The organism is Pseudomonas salicis (assembly GCF_057128705.1).
Map to the genome: position 1 here is coordinate 26,532 of NZ_JBSKHU010000002.1, position 16,277 is coordinate 42,808.

17 protein-coding genes are annotated in these 16,277 nt (G+C 60.8%); 2 read left to right on the top strand and 15 right to left on the bottom strand.

Annotated features, from left to right (window positions below; genetic code table 11):
* The 8 genes from pabC to ACWKWE_RS06170 form a co-directional block, all read right to left on the bottom strand.
* On the bottom strand, nt 1-816 hold the full coding sequence (pabC, locus tag ACWKWE_RS06135) for an aminodeoxychorismate lyase (protein ID WP_483850460.1): 816 nt from the start codon (nt 814-816) through the stop codon (nt 1-3).
* The gene (gene fabF / locus ACWKWE_RS06140) at nt 816-2,060 is read right to left on the bottom strand and encodes a beta-ketoacyl-ACP synthase II (RefSeq protein ID WP_166596767.1); all 1,245 of its coding nucleotides are present in this window, start codon (nt 2,058-2,060) and stop codon (nt 816-818) included. Before fabF ends, pabC begins: the two co-directional genes overlap by 1 nt.
* 107 nt (nt 2,061-2,167) lie before the next feature.
* Entirely contained in the window at nt 2,168-2,404 is a 237-nt protein-coding gene (gene acpP / locus ACWKWE_RS06145; protein ID WP_483850006.1) for an acyl carrier protein, read from the bottom strand.
* Nucleotides 2,405-2,590: 186 nt separating this feature from the next.
* A complete protein-coding gene (fabG, locus tag ACWKWE_RS06150) occupies nt 2,591-3,328 on the bottom strand; it encodes a 3-oxoacyl-ACP reductase FabG (protein WP_166596766.1) in 738 nt (245 codons plus the stop codon).
* A gap of 13 nt (nt 3,329-3,341) precedes the next feature.
* Nucleotides 3,342-4,280, bottom strand: a complete 939-nt coding sequence (gene fabD, locus ACWKWE_RS06155; protein ID WP_483850007.1) for an ACP S-malonyltransferase — start codon at nt 4,278-4,280, stop codon at nt 3,342-3,344.
* A 118-nt stretch (nt 4,281-4,398) separates the two neighbouring features.
* Nucleotides 4,399-5,406 carry a phosphate acyltransferase PlsX gene (plsX, locus tag ACWKWE_RS06160; RefSeq protein WP_166596764.1) on the bottom strand — a complete coding sequence of 336 codons (1,008 nt, stop codon included), beginning with the start codon at nt 5,404-5,406 and terminating at the stop codon, nt 4,399-4,401.
* Between the two features lie 4 nt (nt 5,407-5,410).
* Nucleotides 5,411-5,593 carry a 50S ribosomal protein L32 gene (gene rpmF / locus ACWKWE_RS06165; protein WP_003179396.1) on the bottom strand — a complete coding sequence of 61 codons (183 nt, stop codon included), beginning with the start codon at nt 5,591-5,593 and terminating at the stop codon, nt 5,411-5,413.
* Between the two features lie 13 nt (nt 5,594-5,606).
* Complete coding sequence (locus ACWKWE_RS06170) at nt 5,607-6,134, bottom strand: YceD family protein (protein WP_166596763.1); 528 nt, start codon at nt 6,132-6,134, stop codon at nt 5,607-5,609.
* Between the two features lie 106 nt (nt 6,135-6,240).
* Here ACWKWE_RS06170 and ACWKWE_RS06175 point away from each other — a divergent pair, with 106 nt between their 5' ends.
* Nucleotides 6,241-6,819, top strand: a complete 579-nt coding sequence (locus ACWKWE_RS06175; protein ID WP_483850008.1) for a Maf family protein — start codon at nt 6,241-6,243, stop codon at nt 6,817-6,819.
* 61 nt (nt 6,820-6,880) lie between these two features.
* Here the strand turns inward: ACWKWE_RS06175 and sppA are convergent, their stop codons facing one another.
* Genes sppA through rluC form a run of 3 tightly spaced genes read right to left on the bottom strand, consistent with a single transcriptional unit; the run spans nt 6,881 to nt 9,506 of the window.
* Complete coding sequence (gene sppA, locus ACWKWE_RS06180) at nt 6,881-7,873, bottom strand: signal peptide peptidase SppA (RefSeq protein WP_483850009.1); 993 nt, start codon at nt 7,871-7,873, stop codon at nt 6,881-6,883.
* A 6-nt stretch (nt 7,874-7,879) separates the two neighbouring features.
* Nucleotides 7,880-8,557, bottom strand: a complete 678-nt coding sequence (locus tag ACWKWE_RS06185; RefSeq protein WP_483850010.1) for an HAD-IA family hydrolase — start codon at nt 8,555-8,557, stop codon at nt 7,880-7,882.
* Nucleotides 8,547-9,506: a 23S rRNA pseudouridine(955/2504/2580) synthase RluC gene (rluC, locus tag ACWKWE_RS06190; protein ID WP_341963203.1), complete on the bottom strand. Its 960-nt coding sequence runs from the start codon at nt 9,504-9,506 to the stop codon at nt 8,547-8,549. Before rluC ends, ACWKWE_RS06185 begins: the two co-directional genes overlap by 11 nt.
* Before the next feature lie 715 nt (nt 9,507-10,221).
* Here rluC and rne point away from each other — a divergent pair.
* A complete protein-coding gene (gene rne, locus ACWKWE_RS06195; protein WP_483850011.1) occupies nt 10,222-13,467 on the top strand; it encodes a ribonuclease E in 3,246 nt (1,081 codons plus the stop codon).
* A gap of 115 nt (nt 13,468-13,582) precedes the next feature.
* Here rne and ACWKWE_RS06200 read toward each other — a convergent pair whose 3' ends face one another.
* The 4 genes from ACWKWE_RS06200 to ACWKWE_RS06215 form a co-directional block, all read right to left on the bottom strand.
* Nucleotides 13,583-14,176 (bottom strand): nucleotidyltransferase family protein, encoded by a 594-nt coding sequence (locus tag ACWKWE_RS06200; RefSeq protein ID WP_483850012.1) that lies wholly within the window; start codon nt 14,174-14,176, stop codon nt 13,583-13,585.
* An 84-nt stretch (nt 14,177-14,260) separates the two neighbouring features.
* Nucleotides 14,261-15,280: a UDP-N-acetylmuramate dehydrogenase gene (murB, locus tag ACWKWE_RS06205; RefSeq protein ID WP_483850013.1), complete on the bottom strand. Its 1,020-nt coding sequence runs from the start codon at nt 15,278-15,280 to the stop codon at nt 14,261-14,263.
* A 37-nt stretch (nt 15,281-15,317) separates the two neighbouring features.
* Nucleotides 15,318-16,082, bottom strand: a complete 765-nt coding sequence (kdsB, locus tag ACWKWE_RS06210; RefSeq protein ID WP_483850014.1) for a 3-deoxy-manno-octulosonate cytidylyltransferase — start codon at nt 16,080-16,082, stop codon at nt 15,318-15,320.
* Nucleotides 16,079-16,264: a Trm112 family protein gene (locus ACWKWE_RS06215; RefSeq protein WP_003174668.1), complete on the bottom strand. Its 186-nt coding sequence runs from the start codon at nt 16,262-16,264 to the stop codon at nt 16,079-16,081. The genes kdsB and ACWKWE_RS06215 overlap by 4 nt, the downstream gene beginning before the upstream one ends.
* Between the last annotated feature and the right edge of the window lie 13 nt (nt 16,265-16,277).

Here is a 16,277-nt window from a genome sequence, read left to right on the forward strand (position 1 = left end):
TCAGATATCCAGAAGCCCGCGGACAAGGTTTTGCAGTTTACGGGTGACAGGGCCAACGGGCCAGTTCAGTTGCTCGAAGGCGCGCACTGGCCAGATGCCGTACACGCTGTTGCACACGAACACCTCATCAGCTTTTTGCAGGTCCGACAGGCTCAGGTCCAGGGCACGTGCAGGCAGGTTGTTCTGCTCAGCCAAGGCCAGCAACTCTGCTCGCATGACCCCGGCCACGCCGCAGCGGGTCAGATCCGGCGTCAGCAGCACGCCGCCCTTGATCATGAACAGGTTGCTGTAAACGGCCTCGACAACACGGCCGGAGGTATCACGCATCAGGCCTTCGGCGTGTTCGGCATCGTTCCACTCGGCGCGCGCCAGCACCTGCTCCAGACGATTGAGGTGCTTGAGCCCTGCCAACAGCGGTTGCTCAGCGAGGCGCGTGCGACAGGGAAATAACCGAATGCCGTGTTCTGCATGAGCCGCAGGGTAGGCAGGCAACGCGTTGGATTGAAGCAGCCGCCGAGGTTGGGCCCCCGAGGTCGGCGCATAGCCACGCAGACCGTCGCCACGGGTGACGATCAGCTTCATGACCCCTTCGTTCATCTGCGCCGCGAACGCCAGGCACTCGCGTTCGATCGGTGGAAGATCGAGCGTCATGGCCAGGCGTTTGCCACCCCGCGCAAGACGCTCCAGATGCCGTTCGAAGAGCAATGGCTGGCCCGCCTTGACCAGAATGGTCTCGAACAGGCCGTCGCCGTAGGCCAGGCCCCGATCCTTGACGGACAGGGCGTCGGCCGGTACGCCATCGATCCAGCTCGGGATCATTCCGCGAACCGACGGAACACCAGCGAGCCGTTGGTGCCGCCAAACCCGAAGGAGTTGGACACCACGACATCGATCGGCATGTTGCGGGGCTCGTGAGGCACGAAGTCCAGATCGCAACCTTCGCCCGGCTCATCGAGGTTGATGGTCGGAGGAGCCACCTGACCATTGATCGCCAGCACGCTGAAGATCGCTTCGATGGCACCGGCCGCGCCTAGCAGGTGACCCGTCATGGACTTGGTCGAACTGACGGCCAGCTTATAGGCATGCTCACCGAACACCGATTTGATCGCGTGAACTTCGGCCAGGTCGCCTGCCGGGGTCGAGGTGCCGTGGGCGTTGATGTACTGCACTTCGTCCGGACGCACTTTGGCATCGCGCAACGCATTGGTGATGCAGCGGGCCGCACCAGCACCGTCTTCCGGTGGCGACGTCATGTGAAACGCGTCGCCGCTCATGCCGAAACCGATTAGCTCGGCATAGATGGTCGCGCCGCGCGCCTTGGCGTGCTCCAGCTCTTCGAGCACCAGCGCACCGGCACCGTCGGACAGCACGAAACCGTCACGGCCCTTGTCCCACGGACGGCTGGCACGGGTTGGTTCATCATTGCGGGTCGACAGCGCGCGGGACGCGCCAAAACCGCCCATGCCCAGACCGCAGGCCGCCATTTCTGCGCCGCCGGCGATCATCACGTCGGCTTCGTCGTACGCAATGTTGCGCGCCGCCATGCCGATGCAATGGGTGCTGGTGGTGCACGCCGTGGCGATGGCGTAGTTCGGCCCCTGCGCGCCCAAGTGGATCGACAGGAAACCGGAAATCATGTTGATGATCGAGCCCGGCACGAAGAACGGGGAAATCTTGCCCGGCCCCTGGTCATGCAGCAAACGGCTGGTGTTCTCGATGTTGGTCAGGCCGCCGATACCGGAGCCCATGGCCACACCGATACGCTCGCGATTGGCGTCGGTGATTTCGATACCCGCGTTACGCACGGCCTGAAAGCTGGCCGCCAGACCGTATTGAATGAAGAGATCGAGACGCCGCGCTTCTTTGGGCGACAGGTAATCCTCGACCTTGAATCCTTTGACCGAACCGCCGAAGCGAGTCGTGTAAGCCGAAAGGTCCGTGTGTTCGATAAGGCCAATGCCACTCTGGCCAGCCAGAATGCCTTGCCAGGTACTGGGCACATCGTTGCCCAATGGCGTCAGCATACCCATACCGGTGACCACGACGCGTCTACGCGACACAGGACTCTCCTTTTTTCTATTGACGAAACGCTGCGCTGTTTAAAGAAAAAACCGCACGCCAAAGGCAGTGCGGTTTTTCCCTGACAGCGAGCAACGATTACAAAGTCTTAAGCCTGGTGGGCAGTGACGTAATCGATAGCAGCTTGAACAGTGGTGATCTTTTCGGCTTCTTCGTCAGGGATTTCGGTCTCGAATTCCTCTTCCAGAGCCATGACCAGCTCAACGGTGTCAAGGGAGTCGGCACCCAGGTCTTCAACGAAAGAAGCGTTGTTGGTGACTTCTTCTGCCTTGACGCCAAGTTGTTCGGCAACGATTTTCTTGACGCGCTCTTCGATGGTGCTCATACCGTGTGTTAACTCCTAGTGGACAAATTCGGGCAGCTGGCCGGTGGGTAAGTGTATAGAAGAGGTTTTGCGCATTTCAAGCTAAACGCAATTCCCGCTACGCCCATCGACCCTCTGCCCATTAATAGATTTCAGCTTTATAACGGATTTTAGACAGCCCGTATGACATTTTTTCGATACGGGAAGTCACATGTACATGCCGCCGTTAACGGGGATTGTAGCCCCGGTAACGTAGCCTGCACCTTCCGAGGCAAGAAAAGCGACCACGTGCGCGATCTCTTCGGCCTGCCCCAATCGACCCAGTGGAATCTGGGTCGTCAGGGAATCACGTTGTGCTTCCGGCAACTCACGGGTCATGTCGGTATCGATGAAACCCGGCGTCACCGAGTTCACGGTCACTGCCCGCGAACCGACTTCACGCGCCAATGCGCGGCTGAAACCTTCCAGACCCGCCTTCGCGGCGGCGTAGTTTACTTGACCGGCGTTGCCCATGGCACCTACAACCGAACCAATGCTGATGATACGCCCCCAACGCGCCTTGGTCATACCACGCAGGACGCCCTTGGTCAGGCGGTACAGGCTGGTCAGGTTGGTGTTGATGACGTCATGCCACTCGTCATCTTTCATCCGCATCATCAGGTTGTCACGGGTGATACCGGCGTTATTGACCAGGATCAACGGTGCGCCAACGCGCTCGGTGATCTGTGCCAGAACGGCGCTGACCGACTCATCGCTACCGACGTCCAGTGCCAGGCCGAAACCTTCGATACCGTTTTCCTTGAAGTAGGCGGTAATTTTCTCGGCACCGGCTTCGGACGTCGCAGTACCGACCACGATGGCACCATTACGGCCCAGTTCCAGAGCGATAGCCCGGCCAATGCCACGGCTCGCGCCGGTGACCAGTGCAACTTTACCCTGACTCATGCAATTCTCCTTATCAGGCCAGCGCCGCACGGGTGGCGGCGAAAGCATCGGGGGTATTGAGGTTGGAAGTGTTGACGCCCTCGGCGCAACGCTTGTTCAGACCGGCCAGCACTTTGCCCGGACCGCATTCCACCAGTTGCAGCGCGCCATTGGCGGCCAGGGCCTGGATCGACTCGACCCAGCGAACCGGTTTGTACAACTGTTGCAGCAAATCGGTTTTCAGCGTTTCAAGGTCCGAAACCACGCTGGCGCTGACGTTTTGCACGAGCGGGATCTGCGGCGCCTGCCAGTCGATGGCGGCGATGGACTCTGCGAAACGCTCAGCCGCTGGACGCATCAGTTCACAGTGCGAAGGGACGCTGACGGGCAACGGCAGTGCGCGCTTGGCGCCTTTGGCCTTGCACACGTCAATGGCGCGATCGACCGCAGCCTTGGCACCCGCGATCACCACCTGGCCCGGCGAGTTGAAATTCACGGCGCTGACCACATCCCCCTGGGCCGCTTCGGCACAGGCAGCGATGACGTCGGCGTCTTCAAGACCGAGAATGGCCGCCATGCCGCCCTGCCCCGCAGGCACGGCTTCCTGCATCAACTGACCACGACGTTCCACCAGCTTGACCGCGTCAGCCAACGACAGGCTGCCTGCAGCGACCAGGGCGCTGTATTCACCCAGGCTGTGACCGGCGACGAACACAGGACGCACGCCACCTTCGGCCAGCCACAGACGCCACAGGGCGATCGATGCGGTCAGGATGGCAGGCTGGGTTTTGTCGGTCTGATTGAGGCTTTCATCCGGACCTTGTTGGGTCAGTGCCCAGAGGTCATAGCCCAATGCGTCGGAGGCTTCTTTGAACGTGTCCAGCACCAACGGGTACTGCGCGCCCAGTTCGGCGAGCATGCCGAGGGACTGCGAGCCCTGGCCCGGAAAGACGAATGCGACGGAAGCAGACATTGAAAAGCCCCTGATTATTGTCGTCTGAAAAAACGCTCGACCTGGCCGAACGCGAGAAAATTCAAAGTGTTACGACTGGCCAGTAGGATGACCCGCCAGTCACGAGGGTCACATTCTACTACAGCAATTCTTCCAGGCGCCCATGGAGACGCTCCGGCAAATTCTCCTGAATTTCGATCAAGGCCCGCTGAATGGCGCTCTGGAAGCCCTGAACCCCTGCCGAGCCATGACTCTTCACCACAATGCCCTGCAAGCCAAGAAAACTGGCGCCGTTGTGCCGCGCTGGTGCCAGATCAGCCTTGAGCCGCTTGAGCAACGGCATCGCCAACGCACCCACGGCCTTCGACAGCACATTCTGTCGGAACAAGGTTTCAATTCGCTCACCGATCATGGTCGCCAGACCCTCGCTGGATTTCAGCAGGATATTGCCGACGAACCCGTCACAGACCACCACGTCCGCCTCCCCGCGATACAGGCCGTCGCCCTCAATGAAACCGATGTAATTGAGGCCCGGCGCGGCCTGTAACAGGCTCGACGCCAGCTTGACCTGCTGATTGCCCTTGATGTCTTCGGTGCCGACGTTGAGGAGTGCGACCTTTGGCCGCGCCACGCCCAACGCTTCAGCGGCCACCGAGCCCATCACGGCGAACTGATACAGATTCTCTGCGCTGCAATCGACGTTGGCGCCCAGATCGAGCAGTTGGCAGTAACCACGCTGCGTTGGAATGGCAGCGACCATGGCGGGACGATCGATGCCCGGCAGGGTCTTGAGGACAAAACGCGACAGCGCCATCAGGGCCCCGGTGTTGCCTGCGCTCACGCAGGCCTGCACCTTGTCCTCGGCCAACAGACGCAATGCGACACGCATGGAAGAATCAGGCTTGCCCCGCAACGCCAGAGACGGGCGATCATCCATGGTGATGACTTCGCTGGCGTTCACGACGAGCAGGCGAGACCGATCGACACCAGAGTGGCGGGCGATGAGTTCTTCAAGAAGGGATTCTTGACCGACGAGGGTCAGGTGAAGCGAGGGTGTAGCGAGCAGGCAGGCAATACTGGCCTGAACAATGCTGCGGGGACCGAAGTCCCCGCCCATTGCGTCGATCGCGATGACCGGAGCGGACAAGAAATTACTCGTCAGCGCCCTTGTCGATCACTTTACGGCCACGGTATACGCCTTCTGGCGATACGTGGTGACGCAGGTGAACTTCACCGGTGGTTTTTTCTACAGACAGGGTGCTAGCCTCGAGAGCGTCGTGCGAACGGCGCATGTCACGGGCAGAGCGGGATTTTTTGTTCTGCTGAACAGCCATAATTGATTAACTCCTAAACGTTTGGGTCACGCTTTAACTGCGCCAATACACTGAACGGGTTGGACCGCGTTACCTCGTCCACGCTCGGTTCGGGCTCATCGGCGCCCGCCGGCTGCTGGCATTCTTTCGGATCATGAAGAGGCACGATGGGCAAGGCGAGCAGAAGCTCCTCCTCGATCAAGGCCTTCAGATCCAATGGATCTTCGCCGAGTTCCAGCACGTCATAGCCTTGCGGCAACGACTGGGTGTTTGCACCCTCCTTCACCACGGCGTAACTGCATTCGCTGTGGATCGGCAAGGTGACCAGCTCAAGACAACGCTGGCAAACCATTTTGACTTCAACGTCGATTTCGCTGTGGATAACCACGGCGCGTCGCTCGTCTTTTTCAAAAACGAATTTCGCCTGCACTGTACCGAGATTGTCAGCAAGCGGGTCGCAGAGTCTCTCCAAATCAGCCAGCAGCACTTCGCCCTGAAGGGTAGTGCCACGATCAGCTAATTTGCGTGGGTCAACGTGAGGTGGAATCGGGTCATTCAACATAGGCGCAGCATTCTAGGGATGACCCCGACGACTGTCAAAGGAAATTCAGGGCTGTTCGCAACCTGACCTGCTGATTACACTCGACTTTCACGTTTCGGAGAACCCCATGCTGCCTCTGCTCCTTGCCTCCAGCTCGCCTTATCGCCGGGAAATGCTCGAACGCCTGCGCCTGCCGTTCGTCTGGGCGTCGCCAGACATTGATGAAAGCCACCGCCCGCTGGAGCCGGCCTCCGAACTGGTGAAGCGCCTGGCCGGGGAAAAAGCCATGGCCTTGGCCGCACAGTATCCGGATCACCTCATCATCGGCTCCGACCAGGTGGCCGTGCTGGACGAGCAGATACTGGGCAAACCTCACACCTTCGAACGCGCCCTGCAGCAGCTCAGCGACAGCAGCGGCAAAAGCGTGAGCTTTCTGACAGGCCTTGCGCTGTACAACAGCCAGACAGGCCAGTGCCAAGTCGATTGCGTACCGTTCACCGTGCACATGCGCGACCTTGATCACGACCGCATCAGCCGCTACCTCCACGCCGAGCAACCCTACGATTGCGCGGGCAGCTTCAAGGCCGAAGGACTGGGCGTGAGCCTGTTCCGCAGCACCGAAGGCCCCGACGCCACCAGCCTGATCGGCCTTCCTTTAATAAGGCTGGTGGACATGTTGATGGCCGAGGGCGTGGCGATCCCGTAATTCTTTTTTGATTGCCACAAAAAAACCCGACCAATGGCCGGGTTTCTCACACACAGCGAAATCAGCGCAGCGACGGGCCTGTGAAGCCTGCCCACATTGCTATCTGCTCGGCAACGCTGGAGCCCAGCTTCTTGGAGAAGCGGTCGAACGGTGATTCTTGAACGGTGTAATCCACCAGGTTTTTCTCGCCGATCACGTCGCGAGCGACTGAGCTGGCACTGCCCAGCCCATCGACCAACCCAAGACCCACCGCTTGTTCGCCAGTCCATACCAGGCCGGAAAACAGCTCGGGATGGTCTTTGTCTTTCAAGCGGTCACCCCGCCCTGCTTTCACGCTGGCAATGAACTGCTTGTGAGTGGTGTCCAGAACGGTCTGCCAGAACGCGGTTTCATCAGGCTTCGGCGCCTGGAACGGGTCGAGGAACGCCTTGTGCTCACCCGACGTGTACGTACGGCGGTCCACACCCAATTTCTCCATGGTGCCTACGAAACCGAAACCGGCCGCCGTCACACCAATGGAGCCCACGAGACTGGCCTTGTCCGCGTAAATCTGATCCGCCGCACTGGCGATGTAGTAAGCGCCCGAGGCGCCAAGGTCAGTGATCACCGCGTACACCTTGATGTCTGGCTTCTTGGCGCGCAGGCGGCGGATTTCGTCGTAAATGTAACCCGACTGCACCGGGCTACCGCCGGGACTGTTGATGCGCAGGATCACACCCTTGGTCTTCTCGTCGTCGAACGCGGAGCGCAGGCTGCCGACAATGTTGTCAGCACTGGCCGCTTCGGTGTCGGCGATCATGCCTTTCACTTCGATCAGCGCCGTGTGATTGCTACTGCGCGACGCGCTTTTGCCGAAGTCCATCAGCGGCGAGAACATGGCGAGCGCCACGAACAGATAAATAAAGGTCAGGGATTTGAAGAAGATCCCCCAGCGACGAGTGCGCCGATGCTCTTGAACATTCGCCAGCAGCGTCTTTTCCAGCAGTTTCCAGCTCTTTGCATCACCTGCCTCGTCCCGCTCTTGCGAAGACGGTGATTTCCATTCATCCGACATACAGCTTTACCCCAACGAAGACTCAACAACGCGCGCACCCAGCCAGGTACGCAACTCGGAAAAATGATTGATGGCCAGTCGCGGCTCGTATTGCAGCAGGGAATCCAGCGCCTGAGCGCCATACCCGACGGCGACCGAATCCATCCCGGCGTTGCGGGCCATCTGCAGGTCGAACGACGCATCGCCGACCATCAGCGCTTTTTCGGGCGCGACGCCACAGTGTTGCAGGATTTCGTTGAGCATCAGCGGGTCTGGCTTGCTGGCCGTTTCATCCGCCGCACGGGTGGCGTCGAAGTAGTCGAGCCAGCCATGGGCCTTGAGCACACGATCCAGCCCGCGTCGGGCCTTGCCGGTCGCGACTGCCATCCGGTAGCCCTCGGCCCGGAAGGCCTCAAGGGACTCACGCACACCCTCAAACAGCGTCGAAGGCTCAACGTCCATGGCCATGTAACAGTCGGCGTAGTGCTGACGAAAATCGATCAGATCGTTGCCGGAAATGTCCGGGTACAACGTACGAATCGCTTCCGGCAAGCCCAGGCCGATGATTCCCTTGACAGCCAGATCGTCCCGCACCGGGCGCCCTGCCCGCAATGCGGCTTCGCGCATGGCGTCGACGATACGGCCAACGGAGTCGGACAGCGTGCCGTCCCAGTCAAAAATCAGCAGTTCGTAATCACGGCGCACTCAACAATCGCTCCACGGTCTTGGCCCACATTTCATCGACGGGCGCTTGCAGCTCCAACTTGCCCCCATCGGGCAATGGCACGACCAACGCATAAGCATGCAAGAACAGACGCTTGCCGCCAAGGTCGCGAATCTCGCGGGTAAAATCCTCGTCGCCGTACTTACTGTCCCCAGCGATGCTATGTCCGGCGTGCAGCGTGTGCACACGAATCTGGTGGGTACGCCCGGTGATCGGACGCGCCTCGACCATGGTCGCAAAGTCGCCGAAACGGCGCAGCACCTTGAACAGCGTCAGAGCCTCTTTGCCCTCTTCGTTCACTTCGACCATACGCTCGCCGGAGCGCAGGTTGCTTTTAAGCAGCGGTGCACGCACCTGCTTCTGGGCCGTTGGCCAGTTGCCACGGACCAGCGCCATGTAGCGCTTATCCACACCATCCCCACGCAATTGCTCGTGCAAATGCCGCAACATGCTGCGTTTCTTCGCGATCATCAGCAAACCGGACGTGTCACGGTCCAGGCGGTGCACCAGCTCCAGCTCCTTGGCATCGGGACGCAACTGACGAAAGGCTTCGATGACCCCGAAACTCAGGCCACTGCCGCCATGGACCGCGATGCCAGCGGGCTTGTTGAGGACGATCAGGCCTTTGTCTTCATAAACGATGGCCGCTTCCAGGCGCTGTAACAGACCTTGCGCCACCGGCACAGGTTCGTCGCGCTCAGGCACCCGAACGGGTGGAACGCGCACAATGTCGCCCGCCTGAAGCTTGTACTCGGGCTTGATCCGCCCCTTGTTCACCCGCACTTCGCCTTTGCGCAATATGCGGTAAATCAAGGTCTTGGGAACGCCCTTGAGGTACGTGATCAGAAAATTGTCGATGCGTTGACCGGCGTATTCCGGCGCAACCTCTACCAGCTGGACGCCGGGGGTTGGGGGGGTGATATTCGTCATGGCGCAAATCATAACAATTTTTTATGGATTTGAAGCACTTAATGATTGCTGCTATAGTCGCGAACGCCGCCAAAAGCGGCCTGGACAGCGGACAAACGGTATGACAACCGGCCCTGACCAACGCAATTCACGAGGGCGCGAGGCCGTCCTACGAGGCTTTCGGTGACAACGGAAGATCAGTGAGCGTAACGAGCGCAGGTGACATGAGGCCTGAAACAAGCCGGATCGCAGAGTGAAACACTCGCCATCGAGGCCCACGTTCAAGGCCAGTTCACAAAGTGCAGTCGCTGGCGATCGCTCCGGGCGAATGTGTCGGAAACCACGCCTTAATTTGAGCCATGAGGCGCGGACTTCCCATCGAAGTCCGCGTAAATGCAAACCCGCTGCGGATTCAGCGCGCGGCAGCACCCGAATTATCAGGGATACGTGTGGGGTGGAGACGCACAACCGTCGGACTGTGTAGCAAAAGGCTTTATAAAGACGCTTCATATCGTCCGCTACCGATGGTTGATTCCTCCTCCTGACAAAGCTTTTGCTGACAGGGTGTCATTTGTCACCACAGCAAGCAGGAAACGTCGTCGCGACGATGGCCCCTTTGGCCGGACATCGCTAGACACTGGAGTGTCCAAGCACTCCTGACGCGCCCTGACACCGACCGTGAGAAGTCGTGTGTGCCGAACGCCGTTTCCGGCAGCCCGGAAACCGACGGTACTACATGAAAAGAATGCTGATTAACGCGACTCAACCTGAAGAGTTGCGTGTTGCGCTGGTAGACGGCCAGCGCCTATACGACCTGGACATCGAATCCGGGGCCCGCGAACAGAAGAAGGCCAACATCTATAAAGGCCGGATCACGCGTATCGAACCGAGCCTGGAAGCGGCCTTCGTCGACTTCGGCTCCGAGCGTCACGGCTTCCTGCCGCTGAAAGAAATCTCCCGCGAATACTTCAAGAAGTCCCCGGAAGGTCGCGTCAACATCAAGGACGTCCTGAGCGAAGGCCAGGAAGTCATCGTTCAGGTCGAGAAAGAAGAGCGTGGCAACAAGGGCGCAGCCCTGACCACCTTCATCAGCCTGGCCGGTCGCTACCTGGTACTGATGCCGAATAACCCGCGCGCCGGTGGCATCTCCCGCCGCATCGAAGGCGAAGAGCGCAACGAACTGCGTGAAGCGCTGAACGGCCTGGTCGCCCCTGCCGACATGGGCCTGATCGTTCGTACTGCCGGCCTGGGCCGCAGCAGCGAAGAAATGCAGTGGGACCTCGATTACCTGCTGCAACTGTGGACCGCCATCAAGGAAGCGTCCCTGGATCGCGCCGCGCCGTTCCTGATCTATCAGGAAAGCAACGTCATCATCCGCGCCATCCGCGACTACCTGCGCCAGGACATCGGTGAAGTCCTGATCGACAGCGTCGAAGCCCAGGAAGAGGCCCTGACCTTCATCCGCCAGGTGATGCCGCAGTACGCCAGCAAGATCAAGCTCTACGAAGACAGCGTCCCGCTGTTCAACCGTTTCCAGATCGAAAGCCAGATCGAGACCGCCTTCCAGCGCGTGGTCGAGCTGCCTTCCGGTGGCTCCATCGTCATCGATCCGACCGAAGCCCTGGTGTCCATCGACATCAACTCGGCGCGCGCCACCAAAGGCAGCGACATCGAAGAAACCGCCCTGCAGACCAACCTTGAAGCGGCTGAGGAAATCGCCCGTCAACTGCGTCTGCGCGACATCGGCGGCCTGATCGTCATCGACTTCATCGACATGACCCCGGCCAAGAACCAGCGCGCCGTGGAAGAGAAAGTCCGCGAAAGCCTGGAAGCCGACCGCGCCCGCGTTCAAGTGGGCCGTATCTCGCGCTTCGGCCTGCTGGAAATGTCCCGTCAACGCCTGCGTCCATCTCTGGGCGAAAGCAGCGGCATCGTTTGCCCGCGCTGCAACGGCACCGGCATCATCCGTGATGTTGAGTCCCTGTCGCTGGCGATTCTGCGCCTGATCGAAGAAGAAGCCCTGAAAGACCGCACTGCCGAAGTGCGCGCTCAGGTACCGATCCCGGTCGCCGCATTCCTGCTCAACGAAAAACGCAACTCGATCACCAAGATCGAACTGCGCACCCGCGCCCGCATCATCATTCTGCCGAACGATCATCTCGAAACGCCGCACTTCGAAGTGCAACGTCTGCGTGATGACAGCCCGGAAGCCCACAGCCTGCAATCCAGCTACGAGATCGCCGCGGCCGCTGCTGAAGTGGAAGAAGTGCAGCCTACCGCCGCGACCCGCACCCTGGTTCGCCAGGAAGCTGCGGTCAAGACCGCACCGGCTCGCGCCAACGCGCCTGTGCCCACCGAAGTCGCCGCACCGGTCGCGCCAGCACCGGTCGCTCACGAGCCAAGCCTGTTCAAAGGTCTGGTGAAATCCCTGGTCAGCCTGTTCGCGACCAAGGAAGAGCCTGCTGCGCCCGCCGCCGTGGTTGAAAAGCCTGCTGCCGAACGCCCTGCCCGCAACGAAGAGCGCCGCAACGGTCGTCAGCAGAGCCGCAGCCGTAACGGTCGTCGCGACGAAGAACGCAAGCCACGTGAAGAACGTGCACCGCGTGCCGAGCGTGAAGAACGTGCGCCGCGCGAAGAACGTGCCCCACGTGAAGAGCGTGCACCGCGTGAAGAACGCGCCCCTCGTGAAGCCCGTGAAGACAGCGCTCCACGTGAAGAACGCGCACCGCGTGCTCCGCGCGAAGAACGTCAGCCACGTGCCCCGCGTGAAGACCGCAAGCCTCGTGAAGAGCGCGTGCGTGAACTGCGCGAGCCTCTGGATGCTGCCCCGGCCGTCAACGTGCCTCGCGAAGAACGTCCTGAGCGCGCACCGCGTGAAGAGCGTCAGCCGCGCCCGCCGCGTGAAGAACGCAAGCCGCGTGAAGAGCAGACCGCTGCTGCCGAAGACGAAACCTTGCTGAACAATGAAGAGCAGCAGGACGACAACCAGGAACACGCCGAAGGCGATCGTCCTCGTCGTCGCTCCCGTGGCCAGCGTCGTCGCAGCAACCGTCGTGAGCGCCAACGTGATGCCAACGGCGATGTGATCGAAGGTTCGGAAGGCAACGAAGGCGAAGAAAATGCTGACGAAGCCTCGAACGAAGGCGTTCGTCACGAAGGTAACCGTGCAGAAATCGCTGCAGGTCTGGCAGTGACTGCGGCCGTCGCCGAAACCGCGATCAGCGCGCACGCCGAAGCCGACGCACACCGCCAGGCTGAGCGTGCAACCGCTGCCGTTGAAGCCCCGGCTGTTGAAGCAGCTCCGGTCGAGAAAGCCGACGTCGTCGAAGCACCTGCCGTTGAAGCGCCCGCCGTTGAAACACAGGCGTCGACCGCCAAGCGTTCGATCATGCCGGAAGTGGAAGTGGCTCAGTTCGATGCGTCCCTCAGCCCATTCGAGCGTCAGGTCAAAGCGGCAGCCGAACAGGTTGATGCACCTGTCGTAGCCGAAGCGCCTGCGGTCATTGAAGCGCCGACGCCTGCGCCTGTCGCAGAAGTGCAGGCACCGGTTGAAACGCCGAAGGCTGTTGAGCCGGTCGTAGAGAAGCCTGCTGTTGAAGCGCCCGTTGTCGAGGCTCCCGTAGCCGCGGCGCCTGTCGCGCCAGCACCGGTCGTCGAAGCACCCGCCGAAACGGCCGCGCCGGAAATCGTTGCCGCCCCTGTTGCTGCCGAGCCAGCGCCAGTTGCAGCCGAGAAGCCAGCACTGCCGCAAGCCAGCACGGGGCGCGCACCGAACGATCCTCGCGAAGTTCGCCGTCGTCGTCTGGAAGCCGAGCGTCTGCAAAAGGAAGCCGAGGCTAACGCCGCTGCTGCCCCGCAAGTCGCAGAACCCGCACCTGTCGAAGCGGCTGCTCCGACCGTCGAGCACGTTGCCTCCACTCAGGAAGCCGTGACCGAGCACGCTGAAGCCGACGAAAGCAAAGAGCCTAAACCGCTCTCGTAATCTTCACGAAACGAAAAAGCCCCACCTGTGAAAGCAGGTGGGGCTTTTTCATGCCTGCGGAATGCACAGGAACACGTTTGTCCGCGATGGCGAGCCGTGCCGCCACAGGGCGGTATTACCCTTTGAAAACCAGTGCCGAGGGTACGTCGATATCCCACAACACGCCGGGATCATCGACCGCAACCTCATTCACCTTCGCGGCTTTGAACAACCGCTTCGCCCCCTTCTCCCCCGCCAACCCCGTCAGCGATGACGCAAACCCGCGGCCGAACCCCACCGGGTGCCCGTATTGCCCTTGATAGACAGGCACACTGATCATGTCGGGTTGCAACGAGGCAGCCACACGTTTGAGGGTATCCGGATGGATGAACGGCATGTCACCGAGCACGATAAGCCAGCCGCGATGATCGGGTTCCGCTGACACCGCAGCCGCGATGCTGTCGCCCATGCCGGGGGATTCCAGCACCACGACTTCGCCGCCGTGGCGCAAACCCAACTCCGCCACGCAGGAATACTGAGGCCGGGTCAGCAGGACAATCTTGTCGACCACCCCGCTCAAATTTGAGAGCACATGCTCGACCACGCAACGCTCAACACCGTCGCGCCCCATGCACTGCGCCAGAAGCTTATTGCGATGGGCACCCGCCACCTCCCGATAGCGGGAGCCCTGACCGGCGGCAAGAACGATGGCGCACAGGGTTTCACTCATGCTCAGCCTCTGATCAGGGACGGTTCTGTGATCCGGGGTGCAAGGGCCACGCCAGAACGGCCAGCCCTTTTTACAACGGTTGGTTCAGTACAGGTTGGGTTCCATTTCCAGCGACACCCCAAACCGTTCAAGAATATCGGCTTGAATGCGTTGCGCCAGGTGCAGAATATCCAGACCCGTCGCCGCACCATGATTGACCAGCACCAGCGATTGCAGGGCATGCACGCCCGCGTCGCCCTCGCGAAACCCTTTCCACCCAGCCTGTTCAATCAGCCACCCTGCCGCCAGTTTGACCTGACCGTCAGCCTGTGGATAAGCCACCAGGCCAGGGTGCGTTTCGCGAATGCGTGCCGCCAGTTCGGCGGACACCAAAGGGTTCTTGAAGAAGCTGCCCGCGTTGCCGAGGGTTGCAGGGTCTGGCAGCTTCTCGCTGCGAATCGCGCTGATGGCTCGGCTGACGTGGATCGGCGTCGGGTTGGCGATGCCCTGCTCTTGCAAGCGCTGGCGCACCGGGCCGTAGTCCAGGTGCAGGCGAGCGGCGAAGCTGAGGCGGAAGCGCACCCGCAGGATCAGCCAACGGCCGACCTGATGCTTGAAAACGCTGTCGCGGTAGCCAAACGCACACTCCGACAGAGAAAACTCGCGGGTTTCGCCGGTTTCGCGATCCATGGCCACGAGGCTGTCGAAGACGTCTTTGAGCTCAACGCCATAGGCGCCGATGTTCTGCATGGGGGCTGCGCCGACGGTGCCAGGGATCAGACTGAGGTTTTCCAGCCCCGCCAGCCCTTGGGCCAGAGTCTCTTGCACGAAGGGGTGCCAAGGCTCCCCCGCCTCAGCCTCGACCGTCGCTCCGTCGCAATTTTCATGGGTGATGCGAATACCCCGAGTGGCCACGCGCAAGACCAGTGCATTGATATCGCCGGTCAGCAGCAGGTTGCTGCCGCCACCGATGACCAACAGTTCGACCTTGTGTTCTTTCGCATACGCCAGCGCTTCACGGATGTCAGCGTCGGAGTGGGCCTCGACGAACAGCCGGGCCTTGACGTCAACGCCGAAGGTGTTGAACGGCTTGAGCGACACATCGGATTGAATCAGCAAACCCATGAACGCACCTGCTCCTCATGACGGCGACTCATCACCCTCAACCCTCCAGCAAGCGCCGTACGCGCTCCAGATCTTCGGCGGTGTCAACGCCGGCTGGCGGTGCTTCCAGCGCATCGGCCACATGAATCCGCACGCCATGCCACAAGGCACGCAGTTGTTCGAGGTTTTCGGTGTTTTCCAGCCAGCACGGGCCCCAGCTCACGAAGTCGTGAAGGAAACCGGCGCGATAAGCGTAGATGCCGATATGACGGCGGAACGGCACGCCCTCGGGCAGCGCGTCGCGGGTTTTGGCCAGTGCGTCCCGGGCCCAGGGCAGCGGTGCGCGGCTGAACGTCAGGGCCAGGCCGTTGATGTCCGAACTGACCTTGACCACGTTGGTGTTGAACAAGGCAGTCACGTCGTCGATGGGTTCTGCAAGCGTCGACATGCGGGCTTCGGGGTGCGACGCCAGATTGTCCGCGACCTGGTCGATCACCGCTGGGGGGATCATCGGTTCGTCGCCCTGCACGTTCACCACGATCGCGTCATTGGCCAACCCCAACAGCGAGGCGACCTCGGCCAGACGGTCGGTGCCGGAATTGTGGTCATCGCGGGTCATCAGCACTTCAGCGCCGAACGCTTCACAGGCTTCGACGATGCGCTGATCGTCCGTGGCCACCACGACACGCTGGGCATTGCTTTTGCGCGCCTGTTCCCAGACGTGCTGGATCATCGGCTTGCCCGCGATGGTCTTCAGCGGCTTGCCGGGAAAACGGCTGGAGCTGTAACGCGCAGGGATGACAACGGTGAACGCTGCAGTCATTTGTCCAGACGCTCGTCAGTGGTCAGGGTGCGCGCTTCGCTTTCCAGCATCACCGGGATGCCGTCGCGGATCGGGTAGGCCAGACCGGCGCCTTTGCTGATCAGCTCGGTTTTGTCGGCGCTGAGCTTGAGCGGACCCTTGCAGATCGGGCAAGCGAGGATGTCGAGCAATTTGGTGTCCATAAGAAATCCTGAG

Excerpts from the sequence above, each read along its gene's own strand:
- ACWKWE_RS06170 (WP_166596763.1), bottom strand. The coding sequence starts at position 6,134 with ATGTTGAATGACCCGATTCCACCTCACGTTGACCCACGCAAATTAGCT.
- rne (WP_483850011.1), top strand. The coding sequence starts at position 10,222 with ATGAAAAGAATGCTGATTAACGCGACTCAACCTGAAGAGTTGCGTGTT.
- ACWKWE_RS06175 (WP_483850008.1), top strand. The coding sequence starts at position 6,241 with ATGCTGCCTCTGCTCCTTGCCTCCAGCTCGCCTTATCGCCGGGAAATG.
- fabD (WP_483850007.1), bottom strand. The coding sequence starts at position 4,280 with ATGTCTGCTTCCGTCGCATTCGTCTTTCCGGGCCAGGGCTCGCAGTCC.
- rluC (WP_341963203.1), bottom strand. The coding sequence starts at position 9,506 with ATGACGAATATCACCCCCCCAACCCCCGGCGTCCAGCTGGTAGAGGTT.
- ACWKWE_RS06200 (WP_483850012.1), bottom strand. The coding sequence starts at position 14,176 with ATGAGTGAAACCCTGTGCGCCATCGTTCTTGCCGCCGGTCAGGGCTCC.
- murB (WP_483850013.1), bottom strand. The coding sequence starts at position 15,280 with ATGGGTTTGCTGATTCAATCCGATGTGTCGCTCAAGCCGTTCAACACC.
- acpP (WP_483850006.1), bottom strand. The coding sequence starts at position 2,404 with ATGAGCACCATCGAAGAGCGCGTCAAGAAAATCGTTGCCGAACAACTT.
- sppA (WP_483850009.1), bottom strand. The coding sequence starts at position 7,873 with ATGTCGGATGAATGGAAATCACCGTCTTCGCAAGAGCGGGACGAGGCA.
- kdsB (WP_483850014.1), bottom strand. The coding sequence starts at position 16,082 with ATGACTGCAGCGTTCACCGTTGTCATCCCTGCGCGTTACAGCTCCAGC.
- fabG (WP_166596766.1), bottom strand. The coding sequence starts at position 3,328 with ATGAGTCAGGGTAAAGTTGCACTGGTCACCGGCGCGAGCCGTGGCATT.
- rpmF (WP_003179396.1), bottom strand. The coding sequence starts at position 5,593 with ATGGCTGTTCAGCAGAACAAAAAATCCCGCTCTGCCCGTGACATGCGC.
- ACWKWE_RS06215 (WP_003174668.1), bottom strand. The coding sequence starts at position 16,264 with ATGGACACCAAATTGCTCGACATCCTCGCTTGCCCGATCTGCAAGGGT.